The following is a 24294-nucleotide window of genomic DNA, read 5'->3' as shown; positions in this document are numbered from 1 at the left end:
CGCTGAGGGAGGGCGGCTACCCTCTCTCAGCGTTCCTTTCTGACCCATTCGGCAGCGAAAGTCATAAGACAAGCAATTCCAGGAAAAGTGTGAAACGGTTTTCCGTCCGGAATTGCGTCAAAACAAAGAGATAGAGCGGTTCGCCGTTTCCGTGAAACGATGAACCGCTCTAGAGATCCGTCAGGAATTTCGCGAACGTCATCGAACCTTCGGGCCATGGGCCGAAGCCGGAATCCGCGTTGAGATGACCGGCATCGCCGGCGTCGATGAACAGCGAGCCCCACGCCGCGGCAATGTCCTCGGCGACGCCGAAGGCGCAGAACGGGTCGTTGCGGCTTGCGATCACAACCGACGGAAATGGCAGCGGGTCACGCGGGTAGGGGCCGAAGGTCATCAGGTGCCTCGGCTTTATCTCAGGGTTGGCGACATCGGGCGGCGCCACGAAGAAAGCGCCGGCGACCGGTCGCTCGAACCGAGGCAATGCCTGGATGACCGCGGCGACGCCAAGCGAGTGAGCGACAATGACGACCGGCCGCTCGGCCTCGTTAACCGCCTTGGCGACACCGGCCGTCCAATCCTCGCGCACCGGCTTCGACCATTCCGTCTGTTCGACGCGGCGCGCTGTCGATAGTTTCGACTGCCAGCGGCTCTGCCAATGATCGGGGCCGGAATTGGTGTAGCCCGGCACGATGAGAATATCTGCTTCCCTGACTTTCATGGCGCGCATGTAGCGAGAGGCGCTGTCGGGTGCAACCGGGTATGAACTCAACAGCGACACGCAAACGGCCTCTCATCAGCCCGGTTCTGCTCGCTATTGTGAACACCATGTTCGCTTCTTGCGCTCTTGTGTGAACGATCGCGATCGACGATCTGTCGCTGAGAAAGAATGGCTGTTCCGAGATTTTGGCACGGACACGGCGTAGAATGATTGATGGCGCCGGGTTCCTTCGTTGGAAGCTTGTCGAGCGCCGGCTGAACGGAGCACTTTGATGAGCGAACTGCCTTTTGCCGCGACGACCCCGGTCAGCGTTGCCCGTGTCGGCTTGCGGGCGCGCGATGCAGAAAATCTCGCTGCCTACTATCGCAAAGTCGTCGGTTTGCAGGAACTGACCCGCTCCGGCGGCACGATTACGCTCGGCGCAGTCAATCGCCCTTTGCTCGACATCGAAGCGGATCCGGCTGCGAAACCCGATGACCCGCGCAGCGCCGGTCTTTTCCACACCGCCTTCCTGCTACCCAGCCGGGCCGATCTCGGCCGCTGGATCAATCACGCCATCGCCGGTAAGATCGGCATCGAGGGCGCATCCGACCATCTGGTCAGCGAGGCTCTTTATCTGACCGATCCGGAAGGCAACGGCATCGAGATCTATGCCGACCGCCGCCCCCAGGATTGGAAATGGAATGGCGACAAGATCGCGATGGCGACGGAGCGGCTGAACATTCCGTCGGTCATTGCCGAAGTGCCGGCCGGTGACGCCGGCTGGCAGGGCGCGCCGGAAAACAGCATTATCGGCCACGTCCATTTGCGGGTCGGCAGGCCGGAAGAAGCCGAAGCATGGTGGCATCAGGAGTTCGGTTTCGACACAGTGGCAAAGTACGGTGGCGCGGCGGTGTTCCTGTCGTCCGGCGGCTATCATCACCACATTGGCGCAAATGCGTGGCAGAGCGCGGGCGCCGGTCGCCGCGATCCCGCCCGCTCCGGCTTGGCCTGGGTCGAGATGCGTTCGGACAATGCCGCAAGCGAGACCACCCGCGAGGATCCGTGGGGCACGGTGATAAGGACGGTTCCCGGTAAGGCGTAGGTTAGAGGTTTGCTTTTTCGAACAAGCGGCCAAGCATGAGCAGGCCCGCTGGCCATACGCCGAGGCCGGCCTCGTTTCCCATATGGCCAAGATCGCCGGCATCGGCGACATCTGCGCCCCAGGCGGCGGCAAAGGCGGTCGCCTTGTCGAAGGTGACGCGTGGGTCGCTGCGGCTCGCCACCACCAATGCCGGGAAGGGCAGGCGCTTCAGCGGCATCGGCGCGAACGGGCGCACCGCGTCGAATGAAGGATCGGTATCCTCGACATTGGTCGCGGCGACCAGGAATGCCGCCGCGACCTTGTCGAGTTGGCTTTGACTGGCGCCGGCAGCCCACTTCACCGCCGTCGCCACCGCCAGCGAATGCGCAAGCAGCACGACGCGGCGCGGTGCGGCGGCCACCGCGGCATCCAACTGGCCGATCCAGTCTTCAGGCTTAGGCCGGTCCCACTCGGCCTGCAGCACGCGGCTCGAATTGGGGAACACCCGGCACCAATGCGACATCCAATGATCCGGCCCGGAGTTGCCGCGGCCGGGCAGGGCAAGGAAATCGAAATCTCCGGCCGACGAAATCATCGGGCTTCTCCGAACACTCGGCTAAAGATCGTATCGACGTGCTTGGTATGATAGCCCAAATCGAATTTCTCGCGGATCTCGGCCTCGGGCAGGGCAGCGACAACGTCCTTGTCGGCCAAAAGTTCCTCAAGAAAATCAGCGCCTTGCTCCCACACCTTCATGGCGTTGCGCTGCACCAGCCGGTAGGCGTCCTCGCGCGAAACACCGGCTTGCGTCAGCGCCAGCAGCACGCGCTGCGAATGCACAAGGCCACGGAATTTGTTCATGTTATTCAGCATGTTGTCGGGGTAGACGAGCAGTTTGTCGACAACGCTGGTTAGCCGCGAGAGCGCGAAATCGAGCGTCACCGTCGCGTCGGGCCCGATCATGCGCTCGACCGAGGAATGCGAGATGTCGCGTTCGTGCCAGAGCGCCACATTCTCCATTGCCGGCAATGCGAAGGAGCGCACCATGCGGGCAAGGCCGGTGAGGTTCTCGGTCAGCACCGGGTTGCGCTTGTGCGGCATCGCCGACGAGCCCTTCTGGCCGGGTGAAAAGTACTCTTCTGCTTCGAGTACCTCGGTGCGCTGCAGATGGCGCACCTCGATCGCCAGCCGCTCGATCGACGAGGCGATGACGCCGAGCGTGGCGAAGAACATCGCATGGCGGTCGCGCGGAATCACCTGCGTCGATACCGGCTCGGGCTTCAGTCCGAGTTTCTTGGCCACGTATTCTTCGACGTAGGGGTCGATATTGGCGAAGGTGCCGACCGCACCCGAGATGGCGCAGGTGGCGATGTCCTCGCGTGCGTGCACCAGCCGCTCGCGGCAACGCGAGAATTCGGCATAGGCCTGCGCCAGCTTGACGCCGAAGGTGGTCGGCTCGGCATGGATGCCGTGGCTGCGGCCGATGGTGATGGTGTCCTTGTGCTCGAAGGCGCGGCGCTTGAGCGCCGCAAGCAGCCCGTCAATGTCGGCCAGCAGGATGTCGCTGGCGCGGGTGAGCTGCACGGCAAAACAGGTGTCGAGAACGTCGGAGGATGTCATGCCCTGGTGGATGAAGCGGGCATCCGGCCCGACGAATTCAGCAAGATGGGTGAGAAAGGCGATGACGTCATGCTTAGTGACGCGCTCGATCTCGTCGATGGCGTCGACGTCGAACTTCGCCGCTCCGCCTTTCTCCCAGATGGTCTTGGTGGCCTCCTTCGGGATGACGCCGAGCTCGGCCAATGCGTCGCAGGCGTAGGCCTCGATCTCGAACCAGATACGGAACCGGGTTTCGGGTGACCAGATGGCCACCATTTCCGGCCGGGAGTAGCGAGGGATCATCAGTCGGTCCTGACTTGTGAGAGCATTTGCCCGCGTCCTAACAGAGGCAGGCAAAATGCTCAACGTTGCTGGCGCGCAAACCAGACACTGGCGACAGCGAGTGCAACGAAACCGAGCGGAAAATACAGCCGGATGCCGAGGACGACGAACTGGTAAAGCGCCGTCAACATCGTGAACACGAACTGGAAAACCCAGGTGATGGTGAGCGCGGGTGCATGCCATTGGACATAGTAGGAGCGGTATTGCAGCCCAAAGAGGCCGCCGGTGAAGGTAATTGTCGCGGCGAGAAGGCAGACGAAGGCGGCGGCGAGGGCGATTTCCCAGTGGCGTCCGAGCGAGACGAGCCGCGCCAGAAACAGCCCAACCGGGAAGGCCAGCGCGCCGCCGGCAGCATAAAGCAGCGAGACGAAGCGGACCTTCGCCGGGGTCTCCCAATCGTACAACAGATTGAGCAGCGCGCTGGCGCCCATCGCCATGGCCCACAACAAGGCACCGGCAAATGCCGTGCGCAGCGGCGGCAAGGAGCGGCGGAGACGATGCAGGGCGCGATAGCGCATGGCGGGGAACTTCACAGGCGACCGGTTACCGCGATCCAGCGATAGTCCGGCCCTTCGAAGCCGTATTGGCGCACCGCTATCAGCACGGCATAGGCGCTGAGGCTATCCAGCGAAAATGTCTGAACCGCGCCGATCTGGTAGCCATTCGGACAGCCTCTGCTTTGCGGGATCGATTTGTCCTCGTGAATGATCCTCGTCTGGCCGCCATCCTTCGCCTCGATGCGCAGCAGGCGAAAGCCGTTGATCTCGCCCTGGCTCTGGCAGCGTTCGGTGTCATTCATGCCGATCTGGTCGAGCCGGAACTCGAGCGGATCGTCGACCGGCGAGAAGATCGGGCGCGGATTGACCACCATGCGGAAGGGATCGGCAGAAAGCTCGGTCACCGGGTTGAAGCCGGCGGTGATGCCGCGATTTGCCGTGAGTTCCGCCTGACTGACGATCGCTTCGCCCCTTTGCCGGGCCTGCAGCCGCGCTGCGGCCACCGTGGCATTCTCGTCGTCGAGCCGGACACGTATCGGCGAGCCCTTCAGGAAACTGTCGTCGGCCGTGTCGATATAATAGCGTGTCGCATAGGGAAATCCCGATCCGTCCTGGACGCCGTATTCCTCGAAGGCAAAGACCCCGCCATCACTGCTGAAGCCGAGGATCTCAAGCTCGGCGACATCGCCTGCGAAGGCGGCGGCCAAAGTTGCAAGCGGGGCAAGCAGGCAGACTGCAAACAGGGCAAGATTTCGCATGGGGCTTTCCATTCCGACGGTCGACGCCCTCAAATTCCTATCACGATGCCGTCAAAAGATCGTGCTGACTGAAACACAAAGTCGATGCATCCAATCCGGCCGTCGTTTGTTATTGTCAGCAACTTCACCGCATCGTGCCTTCCGAAAATCAGGATCGATTTTCGGAAGGCGCGATGCATTGATTCAAAAATGTTTAGAGCGTCCTTTGCGCGTTCAAAGGGACGCGCGGCGCTCTAAGGGAGACCCCCAATGATTGATGCAGCCAAGATTCGCGAACGTATGGAAGTGATCGGCGCCGACGGCGTCCATGTCGGTACCGTCGACAAGGTTGACGGAGATCGCATAAAGCTGACCAAGCGCGACAGCGGCGAGGGCGCTCACAGGGGCCATCACCACTTCATTCCTCTCAGCCTTGTCGCCGAGGTCGAGGGCCAGAAGGTGCGGCTGTCGGCAAACTCGGATGTTGCGGTCACGTTCGAGGAAGAAAAATCCGAACCCACCTGATCATAATCCAGTCTGACTACGGCTCACCCGAATGAGCGCGCGTTCAGCGCGACGACCAGACCGGGAACAGATCGCCCTCGGCCGGCGTCGCGGTAAAGACGCCGCGGCTGATGGCGCGTGCCATCGTGGCGCCGGCCGCGGCGTAGAGATCGACGGCATCGTTGGGTGCGAGCTCAATGCCGCTCTTGCCCGTTGCCAGCGCGAAGACCAGATCGCCGTCTGCGGGCGTGTGTGTCGGCCAAATGGCACGGACAAAGCCGTCATGCGCCGATATCGCCAGACGTTTGGCGGCGGCCTTCGTGAGTACCGCATCGGTGGCGATCACGGCGATGGTCGTGTTGGCGCCGGTTTCCGCCTGTTCTGCCGCATGCTTGTCACGGAACTTCAGCAGGACCTTTCTGGCATCGTCAGGCATCGGGTGGGGATAGCCTAACCCGCCGAACTCGTCGCCGATCTCGAACGGCGCCGCCCAGAAATGGCGGGTCCCTGCGACCGTCACCGAGCCGGTCGGGTTGACGGCGGCGAGCGCGCCGATGGTGACGCCGCTGTCCAGCACTGTCGAGGCCGAGCCGAGCCCGCCCTTCAGGCCGGAACTCAAAGCCCCGCTACCTGCGCCGGCAGTGCCGAGCGCAAAGTCTATCGCAGCGGCTTGCGCGGCTTCGTAGCCAAGGTCACGGTAAGGCGGATACCGGCCCCAATCCTTGTCGCCGCCATTGCGCAGGTCGAACAGGATCGCCGCCGGCACGATCGGCACGCGAAAGCCGCCGACCTCGACGCCGATGCCCCTTTCACGCAGTGCCGCCTGCACCCCCGACGCGGCGTCGAGGCCAAAAGCAGACCCGCCCGAAAGCACCACGGCATGGATGGCGTGGATCGAATTGTGCGGCTCGAGCAGGTCGGTTTCGCGGGTGCCCGGCGCACCGCCCAGGATTTGCACGCCGGCCACGGCCGGTTCGTCGCAGATGACGGTGGTCACACCGGATTTCAGCTTGGCATTCGCCGCATTGCCGACACGCAGGCCGGCGACGTCGGTGATGAGATTGCGCGGACCCGTATGGAACATCCCTGTGCTGGACATCATTGGCTCTCCGCCGGCACGAAACGGCCGCCGTCGAAACGGAAGGCTCGATAAGGATTTTGCGTCAGGTCACCTTTTTCGTCAAAGCGGATCGGTCCGATCGCCGTGGTGAAGTCATGCGCGGTCAGCACGTTGGCCAGCCTCTCGCCGGAGCTTTGCGTCAATGCTGAAGCCGACTTGGCGATCTCGACCGCGGCATAGGCGGGCAGCGTGTAACCTTCCGGCACGATGTTTTGTCCGGCAAAGCTCTGCAGCACCTTGGGGTCGGCGACATCGACCCATTCGGGCGGCGCGATCATCAGCGTGCCGTCGGCATAAGGCACGTCGCCGAGCGGCGCGCGCAACGCTTCGCCGCCGGCAAACACCATGCCGGTATGTAGCTGGCCAGCATCCCGGCCCATAATGGCGACATCATCGCCGTCGCCGCCGGCAAAGACATGCGTTGCGCCGGCTTTCCTAAGTCGGCCGATCAGGCCGATCTGGTTGTCGAGCTGCGGCCGGAACGTGTCGACGAAAACCGGCTTCAGCGCCGCTTGCTCGGCGGCTGCCCGAAATGTCTCGGCCATTTCGCGGCCATAGATCGTACCGTCGTCGACGATGGCGAACAGCTCGGTCTGCCATAGGCGGGTGAGGATGGCAGCGACGGCATTGCGCTCGTCGTCGCCGCGCGGCCCGAGACGATAGATCGGCCATCCGGTCTTGGCGCGCCGGTCGGTCAGGCTTTCCGTGCGAACGCCGACTGTGATCACCGGTATGCCGGCACCCTTGAGGATCGGCAGAGCCGCCTCGATTGCGTCGGTGCACAAAAACCCGATGACGACGTTGACCTTGGCCGCGGTGAATTCCCGCGCGGCGGCGGCGCCACCGTCGGCCGTGCAGGCGTCATCGATCGTCCTGATCTCGGTACCGTCAGCTTCAGCCGCCATTGTCGCGCCGGCCTCGATCTGTTTGCCGAGGATCGCCGACGGCCCCGACAAAGGAGCCGCGACGCCGACCCGCAGCGTCTCGGCGCTCGCACTGCCGGCGACCGAGAGCCAGGCCAGCACCGCTATTGTGGTTGTCCAACGTCGCATGCGAGCGAAGAATTCCTCCGAGCCGATCGCGTGTTCTGCCGGCGCCAATGCCGTCAAGACCTAAAGGCTGGCCAGCTTTGGCGCAACACGCGAATTCGGGATATAGGTCAAGCACTTCGCTTGTGGCCTGCAATATCCCCCCATATATAACGGTTGGTTCTGACTAGTGGAAAATCATCGGTGCTGAAGAAGAATGACATCGGGCCGCAGGCCTACCGCGACGCGATGGCCCATTTTGCTGGCCATGTGCATGTAATCACCACCGATGGCCCTGCCGGCAGGCGCGGCGCGACGGTGATCGCGGCCTGCTCGGTGTCGGATACGCCGCCAACCATCCTGGTTTGCCTCAATCGTGAAAATCCCAAGAACGAGCCGTTCGTGGAAAACGGCAAATTTGCCCTGAACACGTTGGCTTCGGATCAGGAGCCGCTGTCGATCGGCTTTTCCGGCATTACCGGCCTGCCGGTCGAGGAGCGTTTCGCATTGGCCGAATGGGATGTGATCTCGACCGGTGCGCCGACGCTGAAGGGTGCGCTCGCCGTCTTCGACTGCGAACTGATCGACTCCAAGGATCTGGCCACCCACCGTGTGCTTTTTGGCAAGGTTACAGGTTTGCGCATCGGCGATAATTTGCGGCCGCTGATCTATCACAACCGCGGCTATCACGCTTTGTAGAGGCTTTCAGATGGCCGCGTCGGCGAAGACAGGATGACCGAGTTGAAAACCGCGTCCGGCGCCGCGGACGATCGACGAGACGCTCGATCTGTTGACCGGTGCGGACTATGTGGCGGACCGGTCGCTGGCAACCGTGCTGTTTTTTATGCGTTCGGTCGACGCGCGCCCGTGGATCGAGGCTGGCGTGAAGCGCGTCGCATAACCACATGTCTGCCAGGGAGAAAATCATGGAACGCAGTATCTATCTCGATGAGGCCCGCGACCCGCTGATCATCGCGGAGGGCTGGATGAAGGACGGCAAGGATGTCGCCATTGCCACCGTGGTCGAGACCTGGGGCTCGGCGCCGCGCCCGGTCGGCAGCCACCTGGTCATCGACGCCGAAGGCAATTTCCACGGCTCCGTCTCGGGCGGCTGCGTCGAAGGCGCCGTGGTCGCCGAGGCGGTCGATGTTATCGATAGCGGCAAGGCCAAAATGCTCGAATTCGGCGTCGCAGACGAGACCGCCTGGCAAGTCGGCCTGTCATGCGGCGGCCGCATCAGGGTCTATGTAGAAAGATTGGGTTGATCTCGAATGGATCCCTATGCGCTGAAGACACTCAACGCCGAACGCCGCGCCCGCCGCGCGGCAATCCTGGTCACCGATCTCGGCGACGGCCGCGACCGTGTCGTGCGCGAGGGCGACCGGGTAGCCGGCGAACTCGGGGCGGCCATCGCCAAGGCATTTCGCACGGGCAATTCCGGTTCGGTCGAAGCTGAGGGACGGACCTTCTTCCTCAACGCACATCTGCCGCAGCCGCGCCTGGTGGTGATCGGCGCCGTCCACATCAGCCAGGCGCTGGCACCGATGGCCAGGATCGCCGGCTATCCTGTCGAGATCATCGATCCGCGCACGGCCTTTGCCACGCCCGATCGTTTTCCCGATATCGCGCTGCATGCCGAATGGCCAGAGGATGTGCTGACGCGTCAGCCGCTCGATAGCTATACGGCGCTGGCCGCTCTCACCCACGATCCGAAGATCGACGATTTCGCGCTGAAGGCGGCGCTCGACGCCGGCTGCTTCTATGTCGGCGCGCTCGGCAGCCGCAAGACCCACGCCAAACGTGTGGAACGCCTGCTGGCTTCGGGAGCGACCGCCGACCAGATCGCCCGCATTCATGCCCCGATCGGCCTCGACATTGGGGCTGCCAGCCCGGCCGAGATCGCCGTCGCGGTGTTGGCGCAAGCGATCCACGCCTTTCGCTCCCGCGGCCTCGAATCCAAAGGCGCGGTCGCGTGAAATTTGGTCCCGTTGCGATCGATACGGCCGAAGGGGCAGTGCTTGCGCACGCCACCACAGTCGGAGAGCGCCGCTTCCGCAAGGCGCACAGGCTAAGCGCCGGGGATGTGTCCCTGTTGAAGGCCGCTGGCATTTCCGAGGTCGTAGCGGCGGTGTTGGCGCCCGATGATCTCAGCGAGGACGTCGCCGCCGAAAAGATTGCCGCATCCATGATCCATCGCAACATCGAGGCGAAGCCCGCCGCGACAGGTAGGGTCAACCTCCACGCGCAGGCTGCCGGCATGTTCACCGTCGACGCGGCGATGATCAACGCCATCAACGCCGTCGATCCGACGATCACCATCGCCACGCTCGCGCAGCATGCGCCGGTCGAAAAAGGTCAGATGGTAGCAACGGTGAAGATCATCCCATTTGCGGTCGCCTCCGCTTTGGTCGATGCCGTGGCAAGGATCTGCGCCGGCGGCGAGATATTTGCGGTCAACGCCTATCAGCCGGTGCGCGTCGGCGTCATCCAGACGGTGCTGCCCGGCATCAAACCCAGCGTGCTCGACAAGACGCTGCGCGTCACCGAAGCGCGCCTGACGCGTTCGGGCGGCAGGCTGACGGCGGAGCGTCGAACCCTGCATGAAATTATCCCCGTCGCCGAGGCTGCGGCCTCGCTGATCCGCGACAACGATATGGTGGTTATCTTCGGCGCCTCGGCGATGGCCGATTTCGGCGACGTCGTTCCCGCTGCTATCGAAAAGGCAGGCGGCACTGTCATCCGCGCCGGCATGCCGGTGGATCCCGGCAATCTGCTGGTGCTAGGCACTCTAGGCGGCAAGCGCATCATCGGTGCGCCGGGCTGCGCCCGCAGTCCCAAGGAGAACGGCTTCGACTGGGTGCTTGACCGGCTGATCGCCGGTCTCGACGTGACCGCCAGGGATATTGCCGGCATGGGTGTCGGCGGGCTGTTGATGGAAATTCCGACGCGGCCGCAGCCGCGCGAGCCATTGCCGGCCAAAGCCGAACCAAAGGTCGAGATCGTGCTTCTGGCCGCCGGCCGCTCCAGCCGCATGGGCGGGCCGAACAAGCTGTTGGCGCTCTTCGATGGCAAGCCGCTGGTCCGTCGCACTGCCGAACGCGCGGTCGGTTCGAAAGCCGGGGCCACTATCGTCGTCACTGGCCACCAGCGCGAGCGCGTGCGCAGTGCACTGTCTGGCCTCGATGTGACCCTCGCCGACAATCCGGATTTCGGCGAGGGTCTGTCTTCATCGCTGAAGGCCGGCATCGCCAAGATTTCCGGCGACGCCGCCGGCGCCATGATTGTCCTCGGCGATATGCCTGGCGTCGCGTCGGCCGACCTCGACAGGCTGATTGAGGCGTTCCGCAGGTCCGAAGGCCGATCGGTGGTGCGGGCCTCGCACGACGGGCGGCGCGGCAATCCGGTGCTGCTGCCGCGTTCGCTGTTTGCCGCGATCGCTCACCTCGAAGGCGATACCGGCGCCCGCCATCTGGTCGAGGCCGAAGGGCTCGATGTCATCGATGTCGAGATCGGCGAAGGGGCAGCCGTCGACGTCGACACGCGCGAGGCGCTGGAAGGCGCCGGCGGCGTGCTGCAGGATTGACAAACCGAAGCCGAAAAACGCATGGCTGAGGGATGGCCTTTCGTTCCTGCTTCCGGTTCCGCTTGCCTTCCTCCGGCCTCCCGGCCCTGCTGATGGCGATTCTTTTGTCGCTCTCTTGTGCCGCCTACGCCAATGCTCTCGAACTCAAACCCTTCAAGGACGATCTGTTCGCCTACCCGGGCACGCTCTCGTCCGAGAGCAACGGCGCCTATACGGTTGTCGATTATCGTGAGCTGCGCGACATCAACGCTCGTGACGAAGTGCCTGAGCGTCGTGTACACGCGCAATACACCGACACCGGCGTGCGTAAGGTGCAGCAGGATCTCTTGCTGCCGACCGATGCAGGCGATGTCCGCCACATTGCCGTCGGCAAGACCGGGGGCGCCAGCATCATCGTGCTTTATCTGCACGGGCAGGGCGGCAGCCGTAAGCAGGGCAGCGACGACTTCACCTTCGGCGGCAATTTCAACCGCATCAAGAACCTGATGGCCGGCAATGGCGGCCTCTATCTGTCGCCGGATTTTTCCGATTTCGGCGACACCGGTGCCACCCAGATCGCCGCGCTGATCAACCACTATGCCGAACAATCGCCGAGCGCAAAAATCTTCGTCGCCTGCGGCTCGATGGGCGGCTCAATATGCTGGAAGCTGGCCGCCCGCCATGACACCGGCGGGCGCATCGACGGGCTGCTGCTGCTCGGCTCGCTATGGGACGAGAGTTTCTTCTCAAGCCCCGCCTTCAAGCGTCGTGTGCCGGTCTTCTTCGGCCAGGGCAGCAAGGACCCGGTGTTTCCAATCGAGAAACAGGAAGCCTTCTTCCGATCGATTCTGGCCAAATCGAAAGCCTATCCGACCCGCTTCGTCCGCTTCGAGACCGGCACGCATGGCACCCCTATCCGCATGACCGACTGGCGCGGCACGCTCAATTGGATGTTGTCGAAGGCTCCCTAAGGCGCGGTATTGTAGTCGACGACCGTCTGCGGATTTTCCTCGCCGTCATAAGACGCGTCGACATCGTACTGGACCAGGGAAAAATCGCCGTTGCGAAACAGATAGGTCCCTGATGAAGAGGCATCGCCGATGCCACGCCATTTGTTGAAGCTGGTGATCGTCTTGGTCTCTTCGTCGTAATCGGAATTAGTTGCCCAGCCGGAGGTCTGGAAGCCAACTATGGTCATGCCCAGCAATTTGCCGTCGCTGTCATTGTTCTCGTAGCGGATGTCCATCTCAGGTTCGGCGAACTGCAATTGTCTCACGCCAAGCACGTCGTCGCTCATGTAATAGATCGAGTTTTCGTTGTAGGCCGCGGCCGAGCAGGCGAAATGGAAAAGCCGCGTTTCGCTTTCGGGATCACTGGCAGACGCATCCTTGCCCTTATAGTGGATCGAGAAAATGTCCGGCTCCTGCGCCAAAAGATCCTTGTCACACTGGTCGCCATAAGTCGCGGCAAACGCCTTTTTGGCTTGCTCAAGCGCTGCGTCCTTCTTCGGCGGCGGCGGTCCTTCGCCGCAGCTTGCCGGCACCGCATCCTCGAAATCGGCCTTTGAGGGTTTCAGCGCACCCTTATCGATGAAGATCGAGCGAAATGGCGGTTCCTGGATCGAGGCGTTGATCTGGCGCAGCGTATAGCAGCCGGCAAAGACATTTTCGCTGCCGTCCTTGGCCGTCGCCCGGATGGCGACCGGAACGCTATAGTAGATGCTGCCGGCAGCCCCGTCTTCGGATACGCCACCGGTTTTGACTTCGACCGTGTCCGTGCTGTCATAGCCTTTGACGAAGGAATTGAAATCCTTGGCCGGCTTGGTGTCGCCGAAATAATCCCAGGCGCGCGCGAATTCGTGCCGGCTGATGGCACTATAAAGTGACCGGATGACCGCTTCGGCATTCGACCTGTCATCGATATAAGGCGCGTCTGCGGCGAGCGCCGATTGGCCGGCAATGGCAAGAGCAAGAGACACAAAAGCGGTCGCTGCAAAAAGGGCGCGTCTCATCGGGAACCTCCACTCGATGAAAAATCCTATCATATCGATTGCGGCGACGTGGTGACGCTTGAACAATCGCCTGCGAAGGCGCTACCTCTCGCCCTCGGCAGTCGGGCCGCGTGGAGATTTCTTGTGACCATATCAATGTATGAAGCATCCGTGCCGGTATTTTCGGCGAGGCTGAAGGCACTAGCCAATGTGCTGAACATTGCCGAGCAAAATGCGGCTGATCGCAAGATTGATCCGCAGGTGTATCTGACGGCGAGGCTGGCGCCGGACATGTTTGCCCTGACCAGGCAGGTACAGATTGCCACCGATCACGCCAAAGGCGCCCCGTCACGGCTTGCGGGACGCGAGGTGCCAAAATACGAGGACAATGAGGCGAACTTCGCTGATCTGCAGGCCCGCCTTACCAAGACGCTCGATTATCTCGCGACATTTTCGGCGGCCGAATTCGATGGTTCAGATGACAGGATAGTCGAACTGCGGCTTGCGGGACGCGAGGTTTCGATGCCGGGGATGCAGTATCTACTGCATGCCGCCATGCCCAATTTCTATTTCCACCTGACCACCGCCTACGACATCCTGCGCCACAACGGCGTGCCATTGGGCAAGTCGATCTTCCTCGGATCGCGTTGAGATCCGCTCGGGAGATATCCGCCACAGCGGATATCTCACAGTTGTTTAGCGCAGGGACATTTCCCGGGCGATGCGCGGGAAATCGGCCGGCTTGACGCCGATATCGGCGCGATCGGCATTGCTCATCGAATGGAGCAGCGCCAGCGCCGCTCGATAGCGCAGCTGTTCCCGCGGACGCGGACGAGCGAACATTTCAGTGAAGAATCCCATGATTCAAGCCCCTTATTGAACCTCCAAGGCGGTCAATATAAGCAGATCATGACGATTGTGCAGTGCAGCATTCGCATGGCAGCCATGCTGCCCTGATCTTTTTTGACATAATTCGGCTGGTCCGGCGAAACTTCTGCGGCGCTTTGACCGTAGGCGTCTATGCCGGCACTTGGCCGGTTTTTTCCTCGCCATTCCTGGCGAACTTCCGGACTGCATGAAAATGCAGTCCGGCTTTTTATTAGCCGCAGGGATAAACCCTGTCCGCCGGCGTCCCGGGAAAGTCGTCTGACCTTCCATCCGTGGGCTTGGAAGCGGGCGACGCTTTCCTGTATGCTATTGCTTCCTCCTCGCGCAGCCGCGCAAAATTCCCGCCGGAGAAACTCCATGCACAAACGCCGTCTCGGCCAGACCGATCTTTTCGTGTCGCAAATCTGCCTCGGATCGATGACCTGGGGCCAGCAGAACACCGAGGCGGACGGTCACGCCCAGATGGATCTGGCGTTTGCTCGCGGCGTCAATTTCATCGACACCGCCGAACTCTATCCGATCCCGCCCAAGGCGGAGACACAAGGCCGTACCGAGACATTCATCGGCAATTGGATGAAGGAGAAGCGCAATCGCGACCAGGTGATCATCGCCTCGAAGGTAGTTGGTCGCACCGCCAACACTTGGTTTCGGGGCGACCGCCCGTCTAAGCTGGTGCGCGCCGATATCTTCGACGCTATCGATAACTCACTCGCCAGGCTCAACACCGATTACATCGACCTCTATCAGATCCATTGGCCGGAACGCGACGTGCCGTGGGGCGCCAATCCGAACCGCATCGGCGCCGTGCCGCGACGCTCCGATGCCGCCGGCGTGCCCGAGGGCGAGACGCCGATCGCCGAGACGCTTGCCGTGTTCGATGAACTGGTGAAGGCCGGCAAGATCCGCCATTTCGGCCTGTCGAACGAGAATTCCTGGGGCGTCATGCGTTTCATTGGCGAAGCCGACAAGGGCCTCGGTCCGCGCGTCGCCTCCGTGCAGAACGCCTATAATTTCGTCAACCGCACCTTCGAGGTGAACCTAGCCGAAGTCTGCGAGCGCGAGCAGGTGTCGCTGCTTGCCTATTCGCCGCTGGCGCAAGGCTATTTGACCGGCAAATACGATCATGGCGCGCGGCCGCAGGGCTCGCGCTCGCAGTTGTTCAACCGCGGCCAGCGCTACGAGACTCCGAATGCTGCCGACGTGCAGCTCGAATACAACCGGTTGGCGCGCACCTTCGGCATGGAGCCGGCGCTGTTTGCCAATGCCTATGTCTCGAACCGGCCCTTGGTCACCTCGAACATCATCGGCGCCACCACCATTTCGCAACTCGAAATGGCGCTCTCTTCCGCCGACGTGGTCTGGACCGAGGACATGCAGAAAGCCGTTGATGCGATCCACCAGCGCGTCGGCAATCCGTGCCCTTGATGCGTCGGGACGTGGTTGTCCGATCGTCATAAGGAGAGGGGAACAGCCGTGGACTTCCGGATCGACGCGGTGCGCGCGAAATTTCCGGCTTTGTCGCTGACCGACAAGGGCCGCCGGCGCATCTATCTCGACAATCCTGCCGGCACGCAGGTCCCGCAGGCGGTGGGGGACGCAGTATCGCGTTGCTTGCTGACCACGAATGCCAACCTCGGCGGCTTCTTCGACACCACCGTTGCAGCACAAGGCATCGGGGACGAGGCCCATCTGGCGATGGCGGATTTTCTCGGCGCTGCGAGCCCGCAGGAAATTATCATCGGTGCCAACATGACGACATTGACCTACCACATGTCGCGAACGCTCGGCCGCACGATGAAGCCCGGGGACGAGATCATCCTCACCCGCATGGACCATGAGGGCAACGTCTCGCCCTGGCTGCAACTGGCAGAAGACCTTGGCCTTGTCGTGCGCTGGCTGCCCTTCGACCAGCAGAGCTGGCAGATCGAAGAGGCGGCGCTCGCCGCGCTGCTTTCCGAGAGGACGCGGCTCGTCGCGCTCAACTACGCCAGCAATCTCACCGGGTCGATCAACCGGGTGAAGGCGTTGACCGGCATCGCCAGGCGGGCTGGTGCGTTGGTCTACGTCGATGCCGTCCAGTTCGCGCCGCATGGCCTGATCGACGTCCAAAACCTCGGCTGCGATTTCCTGATCTGCTCGGCTTACAAGTTCTTCGGCCCGCACATGGGGATTTTGTGGGGCAGGCTGGACGTTATCGATGCGCTTAAGCCGTATAAATGCCGTTGCTCGTCCAATGCCTTGCCGGAGCGCTTCGAGCTCGGCACGCCGCAGATTGAATTGATGGCCGGCCTGTCGGCAGCTGTCGATTATTTTGCCGAGTTGGGCGCGGCAGCCGGCGCGCAAGGATCGCGTCGGCTGAAAATCGCCAAGGCCTTCGAAGTTTCAATCGCTTACGAGAACCCGCTGACGCGACAACTGATCGATGGCTTGTCGGATATTGCCGGCCTGACCATCCACGGCATCACCGATCCGAAGCGGATCAATGAGCGCGTGCCGACGGTGTCGTTCACCGTCGAGGGCATCGTGCCGGAGACGATCGTGCGGCAGATGAATGCGGAAAACATCTTCCTGTGGTCCGGCCACAACTACGCCTGGGAGATCGTCCACCAGCTCGGCATTCCGGCCGAGCAGGGCGTGGTGCGCATCGGCATCGCTCATTACAACACTGCAGCCGAGATCGACGAGACGCTGGAGAGCGTGCACCGCGTTGTCGCCATGCTGCGGCAGGAACGATCCTGAGCGGCCCTCGCGGGCGGATCATCGCTTGTGGGTGCCGCCAAAACCGGTGAGGAAGGCGGTGAGATTGTCGCCGAGCTCGTCGCAGAGATAGCCGCCTTCCTGGACGATGACCGTTGGCAGGCCGAGCCCGGCGATCACCTCGCCAATGCGCGAAAAACCAGGCGTGCTCACCGACAGCCCGCCGAACGGATCACCTTCGAAGGCGTCTAGCCCCAGCGCCACCACAAGCGCATCGGGCGAGAAGGCCTTGATGCGCTGGAACGATGCCTCCAGCGCTTCGAGGAACGTTGTATCGCCGGATTTGCGCGGCAGCGGCAGGTTGAGATTGTAGCCGAGGCCGCGCCCTTCGCCGCGCTCGTCGCCATGGCCCCAGAAAAACGGGTAGAAGCGCACCGGGTCGGCATGCAGCGACACGGTGAGCACGTCCGGCCGGGCATAGAAGATGCCTTGCGTGCCGTTGCCGTGGTGGAGGTCGACATCGAGGATCGCCACCCGCGCCGCCTGTTTGCGCAGAACCTGTGCAGCGACGGCCGAATTGTTGACGAAGCAGAAGCCGCCGGCGACATCGGCAAAGGCGTGATGGCCGGGCGGCCGGCACAGCGCATAGGCGGCCGGCGCTCCAGACATCACCGCCTCGGCGGTTTCAACCGCGCTCCAGGCGCTCCAAAGCGCGCTCTGCCACGTCTCGCCGGAGATCGGGCAGGCGGTGTCGGCCATGTGATAGCCGGCCTGGCCGACCGCCGAGGCCGGATAGGAGCCGTTCCGCGCGATCGGATGGATATTGGGGATGACCTCGGCCGAGGCGCCCTCGATGCGCTGCCAGCGCGCGAAGATGTGCTGGAGAAAATCGAGATATTCCGGCGTATGCACCGCCGCAATCGGGCTGAGTCCGTGATCCCGCGGCCGTTCGATCGTGCAGCCGGCAGCCTTTGCGCCGGCCAACAATCGCTCGACCCGTTCCGGCCTTTCCGGATTGGGCTGCGGCGCGCCGCTCGAGAGGAACGCCTTCGGGTCATGGCGCTTCTGTTCTTCGGCATAGAAGGCTTTCATGTTGGCTCCTCCGGTGCATCGGCAAAGGCGAAAAAGGCGTCGCCGACGATCTTCTGCACCTGCTCGTAGCTGGACCAGGCAATGCCCAATCGTTCGTAAAAAGCCTTGGCGGTCTCGTTGTCGGTATCGACGGACAGCCTGAGATAGGCGCCGCCGCTCTTCCGGCATTGCGCCGCGACTCGGCGCAGCAGGCGTTCACCGATCCTGCGGCCACGAAAACGGTCCTCGACATAGAGGTCCTGCACATAGACGCCGGGCCGTCCCATCCATGTCGAGAAGATCGGGAAATACAGGCAAAGCCCGGCAAATTCGCCACCGATTTCGGCAATCAGGGTCGAGAAGGCAGGCTTTTCGCCAAAGCCATAGGTGCGGAGATCCTGAGCTGTCGAGGTGATCTCCTGATGTGCGCCGACATGCGCGCCGAGCCGCAGGAGCGCGGCGTGGATGGTTTCGACGTCCTCGACGGTCCCGGGCCGGATGACAATGTCTCTTGACGGTGGGTTGGTCACGGTCGCATCTCAGAACGCCACGCGGTCGCCGCCCTTGAGCGCCAGCATCTGCCGCGCCTCGGCCGGCGTCGCGACGTCCAGCGACAATCCGTCGAGCACGCCGCGGATGCGGCGCACCTGGTCGGCATTGGACTTGGCGAGCTGGCGCCCTTCGTAGAGGCTATCCTCCAGCCCGACGCGGACATTGCCGCCCATCGCCGCCGCAATCGAGATCATCGGCATCTGGTGGCGTCCGGCGGCCAGCACCGAAAACCGGTAGCTGTCGCCGAACAGTTTGTCGGCGATGCGCTTCATATGGATCAGGTTTTCTGGATCGGCGCCGATGCCGCCAAGAATGCCCAAAACAAACTGGATGAATAAAGGTCCGGACACCAGTCCACGATCGCGAAAATGCGCCAGCGAATAGAGATGGCCGACATCGTAGCACTCGAATTCGAAGCGCGTGCCGCAACCACGCCCGAGCTTCTCGAGCACCGTCTCCATGTCGGCAAAGGTGTTCTTGAAGATCGTGTCACGGGTAGCCTCGAGCAGCTTCGGCTCCCATTCGTGCTGCCATTCTCGCGGCCGCTCGAGCATCGGGAACAGCGCGAAATTCATCGAACCCATATTGAGCGAACACATTTCCGGCTCGGCCCTGAGCGGCGCGGCCAGCCGCTGGTCGAGCGTCATCAGCGACGATCCGCCGGTGGTGATGTTGATCACCGCATCGGTCGCCTGCTTGATGCGCGGCAGGAACTGCATGAACACCTCGGGGTCGGCGGTCGGCCGCCCATCCCTAGGGTCGCGGGCATGAAGATGCAGGATCGAAGCGCCGGCCTCGGCGGCGGCGATCGCGTCTGCGGCGATCTGGTCCGGCGTCACGGGCAGATGCGGCGACATCGACGGGGTGTGTACCGACCCGGTGATGGCGCAGGTGATGATGACTTTTCGCGACGCCATGGTTCGCCTCTCAGCCTTCGACCGGCAGGTCGAGCTCGCCGGCCAGCACCTCGAGCGAGTCGCCGATGATGGATATGATCTCGCCGATCTGCGCGGCGGTGACGATCATCGGCGGCGCGACCATGAAATTGTCGCCGTCGACGCCGCCCTTGACCTTGCGTCCGTAGATGATCAGGCCGCGCTCATAGGCGAGGTCGAGCAGCCGCTGGGTGGCCTTCTTTGCAGGCTCGATCGGCCTCAGAGTGTCGGGATCCGCAAGCATCTCGGCACCGGTGAGCAGGCCCTTGCCACGGACGTCGGCGATGAATGGAAACCGCTTCGCCAATCGCTTCAACTCGTCCATCAAAAGCTCGCCCATGTCAGCCGCATTGGCGATCAGGCCGAGACGGTCCATTTCGCCGAGTACGGCGAGCCCGGCGGCGCAGGCGAGCGGGTTGCCGGCGTAGGTGTGGCCGTGCTGAAAGCCGCCCGACGCGAGCAATGGCTGCACCAGCCGCATCGGTGCCGCCAGCGCGCCGAGCGGCGCGTAGCCAGAGCCCAGCCCCTTCGACAGCGCGACGATGTCGGGCTTGCAGTTCCAGTGGTCGCCGCCGAGGAATTTTCCGGTGCGGCCGGCACCGCTCATCACTTCGTCATGGATGAGCAGGATGCCGTAGCGATCGCAGATCTCGCGGATGCGCGGATAGTAGCTGTCGGGCGCCACCAGTGCTGCCGTGGCAGCGCCGCCGACTGGCTCCATGATGAAGGCGAGCACGCTCTGCGGTCCCTCGGCGAGGATCTTTTCCTCCAGCATGTCGGCGTAGCGGATGCCGCGCTGTTCCATCGAAAGATTGTCGCGGTCGCGCCAGGCGATGGGCGCCGGCACGGTCGGCATCATCTGCATCATCGGCACAAATGTTTCGGACAGCGCATCGTCGCCGGTAACGGCGAGCGCGCCGAGCGTGCCGCCATGATAGGAGGGAAAGCGCGAGATCACCTTCCAACGGCTGGGCTGGCCGGTGGCGACCGCCCATTGCCGCGCCAGCTTGATGCAGGATTCGGTCGCTTCCGAGCCGCCGGAGACAAAGAAGATGCGGTCCATGCCTTCAGGGAGTTTGGCCGCCAGCTGCCGCGCGAGCTCCTCTGCCGGTTCGTTCTCGAAATGCAGACGGTAGGCGAAGGTGGCGCGGTCCATCTGCCTTTTCATCGCGTCGAGCACGTTGCGATTGGAGTGGCCGATATTGGCAACCATCGGACCGCTCGATCCGTCGATGAAGCGGCGGCCATCCTGCGTCCACATGTAGATGCCTTCGGCGCGGTCGATCATCGGCCGGCGCAGGCTGGATAGATAAAACAGATGCGAGGCTTCGCGAGTTTCCGGGGCAGGAGACTTCAACATGTCATGGCTTTCCAAGATAGCGGTCAAGGACATTTCTGGTGACGCGCTCGACAATCGCATCCTGCCTTAGCAGGCCGGCAACCCATTCGCAGCTTCCGGCGTGAAACACCTCGCCTTTGCCGCCCGGGAAATTGACGATCATGCCGTTGCCGCGTTTGACCTTGTCGAGGTTGGCATCGCTTGCCTCGCCGAACAGCGTCTCGGCGGTGAAGCGTCCGTCCTCGTCGCCGAGAAACTGGTCCTCGAACGCAATGTCGGCGCTTTCCTCGACCTGGCTCGCCATGCCGACCGCGAGCACCTGCAGGCCGTCCGGCGCACCGCTAGTGGTCGTGGGGTAGGGCAGGCCGCCGCGGATCTCGAAATCGAGCCCGTCGACCTCGTAGCCATAGACATGGCTGTCGGCGCCGAGCAGATCGCCATAGTAGATGCCGGTGCCGGCAAACGCCCAATGCTCCGGCCGGTAGACCGGAAAGCCGCGTACGCCGCGCGGCGCGCAGCCGCCCCAGCCGGCATAGACGCCTCTTGTCGCGTTAAGCCCGAAGGTCGCCGCACCCGGCCGGCCGATTTCCGGCGCTTCCCAGGAATTGGTGGCGCGCCTTATATCACCGCCGCGATAGGCCGGGTCCTCGGCGCGAGCGCGGTATTTGTAGCAGACCTGCCGGCGGCCTTCGTCCTCCAGCCTGGTCTGCCACATGAAATTGCCGGCAAAGCGCGCCGCATGACCGCCGCGCTCGACATAGGTGTCGACCGCATCGCGCATTTCCCAGGTCCAATATTCGTCGTGGCCGACCAAGACGACGCAGTTATAGCCGTCGAGAATGTCGGGCGAAAAATGCAGATCGTGCTGGCTGGCGAGATCGACGGCGTAGCCGGCACGCTCGGCGAAGCGGAAGAAATGGCTGTCGTAGCTTGCCCAGCCGGACGATGCGTATTTCTTCGAATGGCCGGTAGCAAAGGCCCATTCCATATGCGGATAGCGCGGCACGGTTTTCGGCGGCACGGCGACTTCGAGCGGCACGCGCGGCGCGTCCCTGGGCAGCACGACGAAGCCGCGGCACCACGGCCGTTGGGTCGACACCATTCGTGCATATTGGTCCCGGTCTGGCCCGGTGATGCCTTCGTAATGGTTGGAACCGCCCCATGTATTGTAGGCAAGCCAGGTGCCGGTGGCCGCCACCTGCAGCACACGGCCAGGCTTCTTGCCGGGCTGCGGCGCGACGATAAAAAGATGGTGGTAGCGGATCGGCTTGCCGTCCCGGCCATCTGCTGTCAGCGTCACGCGATAGGCGCCGGACGGCCAGTCGTCGCCGATCCGAAACTCGAACGACGCTTGCCAGCCGCAGCCTTCGACCGAACATTGGTCCGGCGTATCTTGCCAGCGCGCCGCGATTCCGGTCCCTTCGAACATTGTCGTTTCCGCGCCGCCGTCGCGGATGATCGCGATGCCGAAACTGGCGGCCGTCGAACTGACATGCAGCGCCACCATGTCGCCAGGACGGTAGGAAAAACGGTCGCTGTAGCACCAGATTTCGCCGCGCCCGCCATCCATCCCCGGCCATTCCCAGTAATGGCTGCGCACCGCCTGGCCTCGCTGCTCCGGCGTCAGTCCGAAATCGGGAAACTCGGTCGGCAGGTGGTTCATGGACACCGCTAAGGTCGAAGGCCGCCATTTCGGCCATCCGCCGGCCAAGCGTCAATTGGAAACGATCGGGCCAGCCATTGCCGGCTGCTCCTTGGCCTTGCCGGCCAAACAGACTATTTCACAAAACGCGGCCTTGTCCGCCACGGGAGCCGACATGCTGAGAGTGCAAAAGGTCAGGGTCAACGATATCTACGTGCCGACGGCGCGCAAGAAGACGCTGCATCCCGAGACCGTCCGCCATCTGGCCGAGGACATTCTGGAAAACGGCATGAAGATGCCGATCCAGGTGCGCCATGACGGCAAGCGCCACATCCTGGTCGAAGGGTTGCATCGGCTGGAAGCGGCCAAGTGGCTCGGCGAGACCGAGATCGACGCCTATCTGGTGCAAGCCAAGCGCCACTGAAGCCACTTATTTCCGTCGTTCGAATCTCCTGTCCCGCGGATTTTTTCGCGGGCCGTGTCGGCTTGCGTCGTGTCGGTTCGTCCTAGACACGGAAGCCAAAACCGACGTGTGAGGAAACACCATGACCACCAAGCTCGACATCGCCCCCAACTCCGACCGCGAGCTGGTTCTCGCGCGCATCATCGATGCGCCGCACGAGAACGTCTATCGCTGCTGGACCGAGCCAAGGCTGTTGACGCAATGGTTCTCGCCGAAGCCGTGGATGACCCCGCGCGCCGAAATGGATGTGCGGACCGGTGGCTCCACCCTTGTCGTCATGGCCGATCCCGACGGCAAGGAGTTCCCGAATCCAGGCGTCTTCCTCGAAGTCGCACCGGGCAAAAAGCTCGTCTTCACCGATGCCTATACGAAGGCGTGGGAGCCGTCCGAAAAGCCGTTCATGACGGTCGTGCTGACCTTCGAGGACGAGGGCGAGGGCAAGACCCGCTACATTGCCCGCGTCGCGCATTGGTCGGTCGCCGACCGCGAAGAGCACGAGAAAATGGGTTTTCACGACGGCTGGGGCCAGTGCGCCGAACAGCTTGAGGAGGTCGCCAAGCGACTTTGATGCAAACGGGAGAGGGAGACTGATGTCCAGATCGATATTTTTCGCCATTTTCGCCTCGGCCGCCGCGCTATTTGCCGCGCCGGGCACCATCAACGCAGAGGAGGCCAAGCCCGCCATGACGACCGCAACCGCAACACTGCCGACGCCGGAAAAATCCGGCCTGCTGCCGATCAACGGCCTGAACTATTATTACGCCGTCTATGGCAAGGGCGAGCCGCTGCTTCTGCTGCATGGCGGTCTCGGCACGACCGACATGTTCGCGCCGATCCTGCCGAAGCTTACCGAGAACCGCACCGTGATCGGGGTCGACCTGCAGGGCCATGGCCGCACCGCGCTCGGCGACCGGCCGCTCAGCCTGGAGGCGATGGGCGACGACATGGCGGCGATCGTCAAGACACTCGGCTACGACAAGGTCGACGTCATGGGTTATTCGCTGGGTGGCGGCGTCGCCTTCCGCATGGCCGTGCAGCATCCCGAAACGGTGCGCCGCCTGGTGCTGGTCTCGACCGGCTACGCCGCGGACGGCTTCTACGCCGAAATGCGTGGCCAGCAGGCACAAGTCGGCGCGGCGATGGCCGACATGATGAAGGACACGCCGATGTACAAATCCTATGTCGCGGTCGCGCCGCATCCGGAGGATTTTCCGAAACTGCTCGACCAGCTCGGCGCCTATATGCGCAAGGACTACGATTATTCAGCCGACGTGCCGAAGCTGAAAATGCCGGTCATGCTGGTGTTCGGCGACGGCGACATGTACCGGCCCGAGCACGAGATCAAGTTCTACCAGATGCTTGGCGGCGGGTTGAAGGACGCCGGCTGGATGCGCGAGAACCTGTCGCAAAACCGCCTGGCGATCCTGCCGAACCGCACCCACTACGACGTGTTCTTCGCGCCGGAACTGACAGCTGCCACGCTGCCGTTCCTCAATGGCGAGACCAAGGTCAAGACCTGGGATGAGGTCGTCAACGAAACGAACTGA

Annotated in this window: 27 protein-coding genes and 1 pseudogene; 14 read left to right on the top strand and 14 right to left on the bottom strand. The window is 62.8% G+C overall.

The window, feature by feature from the left end:
• Positions 1-169: 169 nt before the first annotated feature.
• The gene (locus NKH60_RS13815) at positions 170-718 is read right to left on the bottom strand and encodes an RBBP9/YdeN family alpha/beta hydrolase (protein WP_352474656.1); all 549 of its coding nucleotides are present in this window, start codon (positions 716-718) and stop codon (positions 170-172) included.
• 271 nt (positions 719-989) lie between these two features.
• On the opposite strand from NKH60_RS13815, the gene NKH60_RS13810 reads away from it, so the two are divergent.
• Entirely contained in the window at positions 990-1802 is an 813-nt protein-coding gene (locus tag NKH60_RS13810) for a VOC family protein (protein WP_352541428.1), read from the top strand.
• Between the two features lies 1 nt (position 1803).
• Here the strand turns inward: NKH60_RS13810 and NKH60_RS13805 are convergent, their stop codons facing one another.
• The 4 genes from NKH60_RS13805 to NKH60_RS13790 are packed head-to-tail and all read right to left on the bottom strand — an operon-like array spanning position 1804 to position 4977.
• Positions 1804-2376: an RBBP9/YdeN family alpha/beta hydrolase gene (locus tag NKH60_RS13805; protein ID WP_352872475.1), complete on the bottom strand. Its 573-nt coding sequence runs from the start codon at positions 2374-2376 to the stop codon at positions 1804-1806.
• Positions 2373-3683, bottom strand: a complete 1311-nt coding sequence (gene purB / locus NKH60_RS13800; RefSeq protein ID WP_352872473.1) for an adenylosuccinate lyase — start codon at positions 3681-3683, stop codon at positions 2373-2375. The genes NKH60_RS13805 and purB overlap by 4 nt, the downstream gene beginning before the upstream one ends.
• A 59-nt stretch (positions 3684-3742) precedes the next feature.
• Positions 3743-4240 (bottom strand): hypothetical protein, encoded by a 498-nt coding sequence (locus NKH60_RS13795; RefSeq protein ID WP_352872471.1) that lies wholly within the window; start codon positions 4238-4240, stop codon positions 3743-3745.
• A gap of 11 nt (positions 4241-4251) precedes the next feature.
• Positions 4252-4977 (bottom strand): DUF2259 domain-containing protein, encoded by a 726-nt coding sequence (locus NKH60_RS13790; protein WP_352501595.1) that lies wholly within the window; start codon positions 4975-4977, stop codon positions 4252-4254.
• A 249-nt stretch (positions 4978-5226) separates the two neighbouring features.
• Here NKH60_RS13790 and NKH60_RS13785 point away from each other — a divergent pair, with 249 nt between their 5' ends.
• Positions 5227-5481: a DUF2171 domain-containing protein gene (locus tag NKH60_RS13785; protein ID WP_352474015.1), complete on the top strand. Its 255-nt coding sequence runs from the start codon at positions 5227-5229 to the stop codon at positions 5479-5481.
• A 43-nt stretch (positions 5482-5524) separates the two neighbouring features.
• Here NKH60_RS13785 and NKH60_RS13780 read toward each other — a convergent pair whose 3' ends face one another.
• The gene (locus NKH60_RS13780; RefSeq protein WP_352872482.1) at positions 5525-6544 is read right to left on the bottom strand and encodes a P1 family peptidase; all 1020 of its coding nucleotides are present in this window, start codon (positions 6542-6544) and stop codon (positions 5525-5527) included.
• 14 nt (positions 6545-6558) lie between these two features.
• Positions 6559-7632 (bottom strand): branched-chain amino acid ABC transporter substrate-binding protein, encoded by a 1074-nt coding sequence (locus tag NKH60_RS13775; RefSeq protein WP_352836810.1) that lies wholly within the window; start codon positions 7630-7632, stop codon positions 6559-6561.
• 180 nt (positions 7633-7812) lie between these two features.
• Here NKH60_RS13775 and NKH60_RS13770 point away from each other — a divergent pair, with 180 nt between their 5' ends.
• The 6 genes and pseudogenes from NKH60_RS13770 to NKH60_RS13750 all read left to right on the top strand — a co-directional run bounded on the left by NKH60_RS13770 (position 7813) and on the right by NKH60_RS13750 (position 12141).
• Positions 7813-8307, top strand: coding sequence for a flavin reductase (locus NKH60_RS13770; RefSeq protein WP_352836813.1), 495 nt, complete (start codon positions 7813-7815; stop codon positions 8305-8307).
• Positions 8308-8340: 33 nt separating this feature from the next.
• Positions 8341-8449: pseudogene (locus tag NKH60_RS35155) on the top strand (AAA family ATPase); the annotation flags it as partial.
• A gap of 85 nt (positions 8450-8534) precedes the next feature.
• Positions 8535-8873 (top strand): XdhC family protein, encoded by a 339-nt coding sequence (locus NKH60_RS13765; protein WP_352836815.1) that lies wholly within the window; start codon positions 8535-8537, stop codon positions 8871-8873.
• A 6-nt stretch (positions 8874-8879) separates the two neighbouring features.
• On the top strand, positions 8880-9584 hold the full coding sequence (locus tag NKH60_RS13760) for an XdhC family protein (RefSeq protein ID WP_352684212.1): 705 nt from the start codon (positions 8880-8882) through the stop codon (positions 9582-9584).
• Complete coding sequence (locus tag NKH60_RS13755; RefSeq protein ID WP_352872467.1) at positions 9581-11191, top strand: NTP transferase domain-containing protein; 1611 nt, start codon at positions 9581-9583, stop codon at positions 11189-11191. The genes NKH60_RS13760 and NKH60_RS13755 overlap by 4 nt, the downstream gene beginning before the upstream one ends.
• A gap of 92 nt (positions 11192-11283) precedes the next feature.
• On the top strand, positions 11284-12141 hold the full coding sequence (locus NKH60_RS13750; RefSeq protein WP_352772732.1) for an alpha/beta hydrolase: 858 nt from the start codon (positions 11284-11286) through the stop codon (positions 12139-12141).
• Here the strand turns inward: NKH60_RS13750 and NKH60_RS13745 are convergent.
• On the bottom strand, positions 12138-13181 hold the full coding sequence (locus NKH60_RS13745) for a DUF1176 domain-containing protein (RefSeq protein ID WP_352872465.1): 1044 nt from the start codon (positions 13179-13181) through the stop codon (positions 12138-12140). The genes NKH60_RS13750 and NKH60_RS13745 overlap by 4 nt on opposite strands.
• 123 nt (positions 13182-13304) lie before the next feature.
• Between NKH60_RS13745 and NKH60_RS13740 the strand changes: the two genes are divergently transcribed.
• Positions 13305-13811 (top strand): DUF1993 domain-containing protein, encoded by a 507-nt coding sequence (locus tag NKH60_RS13740; protein ID WP_352766959.1) that lies wholly within the window; start codon positions 13305-13307, stop codon positions 13809-13811.
• Positions 13812-13856: 45 nt separating this feature from the next.
• Here the strand turns inward: NKH60_RS13740 and NKH60_RS13735 are convergent, their stop codons facing one another.
• Positions 13857-14021 (bottom strand): hypothetical protein, encoded by a 165-nt coding sequence (locus NKH60_RS13735; protein ID WP_023674744.1) that lies wholly within the window; start codon positions 14019-14021, stop codon positions 13857-13859.
• A gap of 384 nt (positions 14022-14405) precedes the next feature.
• On the opposite strand from NKH60_RS13735, the gene NKH60_RS13730 reads away from it, so the two are divergent.
• Entirely contained in the window at positions 14406-15473 is a 1068-nt protein-coding gene (locus NKH60_RS13730; protein ID WP_352872463.1) for an aldo/keto reductase, read from the top strand.
• A 48-nt stretch (positions 15474-15521) separates the two neighbouring features.
• Complete coding sequence (locus NKH60_RS13725) at positions 15522-16787, top strand: cysteine desulfurase-like protein (RefSeq protein WP_352818143.1); 1266 nt, start codon at positions 15522-15524, stop codon at positions 16785-16787.
• Between the two features lie 18 nt (positions 16788-16805).
• Here the strand turns inward: NKH60_RS13725 and NKH60_RS13720 are convergent, their stop codons facing one another.
• From NKH60_RS13720 to NKH60_RS13700, 5 genes are read right to left on the bottom strand one after another with little or no spacing between them, the layout of a single operon-like run.
• Positions 16806-17837, bottom strand: coding sequence for a histone deacetylase family protein (locus NKH60_RS13720; RefSeq protein ID WP_352474026.1), 1032 nt, complete (start codon positions 17835-17837; stop codon positions 16806-16808).
• A complete protein-coding gene (locus NKH60_RS13715) occupies positions 17834-18346 on the bottom strand; it encodes a GNAT family N-acetyltransferase (protein ID WP_352766785.1) in 513 nt (170 codons plus the stop codon). Before NKH60_RS13715 ends, NKH60_RS13720 begins: the two co-directional genes overlap by 4 nt.
• A gap of 9 nt (positions 18347-18355) precedes the next feature.
• Positions 18356-19285: a 3,5-dioxohexanoate:acetyl-CoA acetone transferase gene (kce, locus tag NKH60_RS13710; protein WP_352501605.1), complete on the bottom strand. Its 930-nt coding sequence runs from the start codon at positions 19283-19285 to the stop codon at positions 18356-18358.
• A 10-nt stretch (positions 19286-19295) separates the two neighbouring features.
• Positions 19296-20663 carry an aminotransferase family protein gene (locus NKH60_RS13705; protein ID WP_352501606.1) on the bottom strand — a complete coding sequence of 456 codons (1368 nt, stop codon included), beginning with the start codon at positions 20661-20663 and terminating at the stop codon, positions 19296-19298.
• A 1-nt stretch (position 20664) separates the two neighbouring features.
• Entirely contained in the window at positions 20665-22305 is a 1641-nt protein-coding gene (locus NKH60_RS13700; RefSeq protein ID WP_352872459.1) for a N,N-dimethylformamidase beta subunit family domain-containing protein, read from the bottom strand.
• A gap of 154 nt (positions 22306-22459) precedes the next feature.
• Here NKH60_RS13700 and NKH60_RS13695 point away from each other — a divergent pair, with 154 nt between their 5' ends.
• From NKH60_RS13695 to NKH60_RS13685, 3 genes are all read left to right on the top strand, one after another.
• Positions 22460-22708, top strand: coding sequence for a ParB N-terminal domain-containing protein (locus NKH60_RS13695; protein ID WP_023674751.1), 249 nt, complete (start codon positions 22460-22462; stop codon positions 22706-22708).
• A 121-nt stretch (positions 22709-22829) separates the two neighbouring features.
• A complete protein-coding gene (locus NKH60_RS13690; RefSeq protein ID WP_352872457.1) occupies positions 22830-23315 on the top strand; it encodes an SRPBCC family protein in 486 nt (161 codons plus the stop codon).
• Between the two features lie 22 nt (positions 23316-23337).
• On the top strand, positions 23338-24294 hold the full coding sequence (locus NKH60_RS13685) for an alpha/beta fold hydrolase (RefSeq protein ID WP_352872456.1): 957 nt from the start codon (positions 23338-23340) through the stop codon (positions 24292-24294).

Source organism: Mesorhizobium sp. M1006 (assembly GCF_040318825.1).
Lineage (GTDB): Bacteria > Pseudomonadota > Alphaproteobacteria > Rhizobiales > Rhizobiaceae > Mesorhizobium.
The sequence above is the reverse complement of the archived record's forward strand: the minus strand, read 5'-3'. Positions and strand labels throughout refer to the sequence as shown.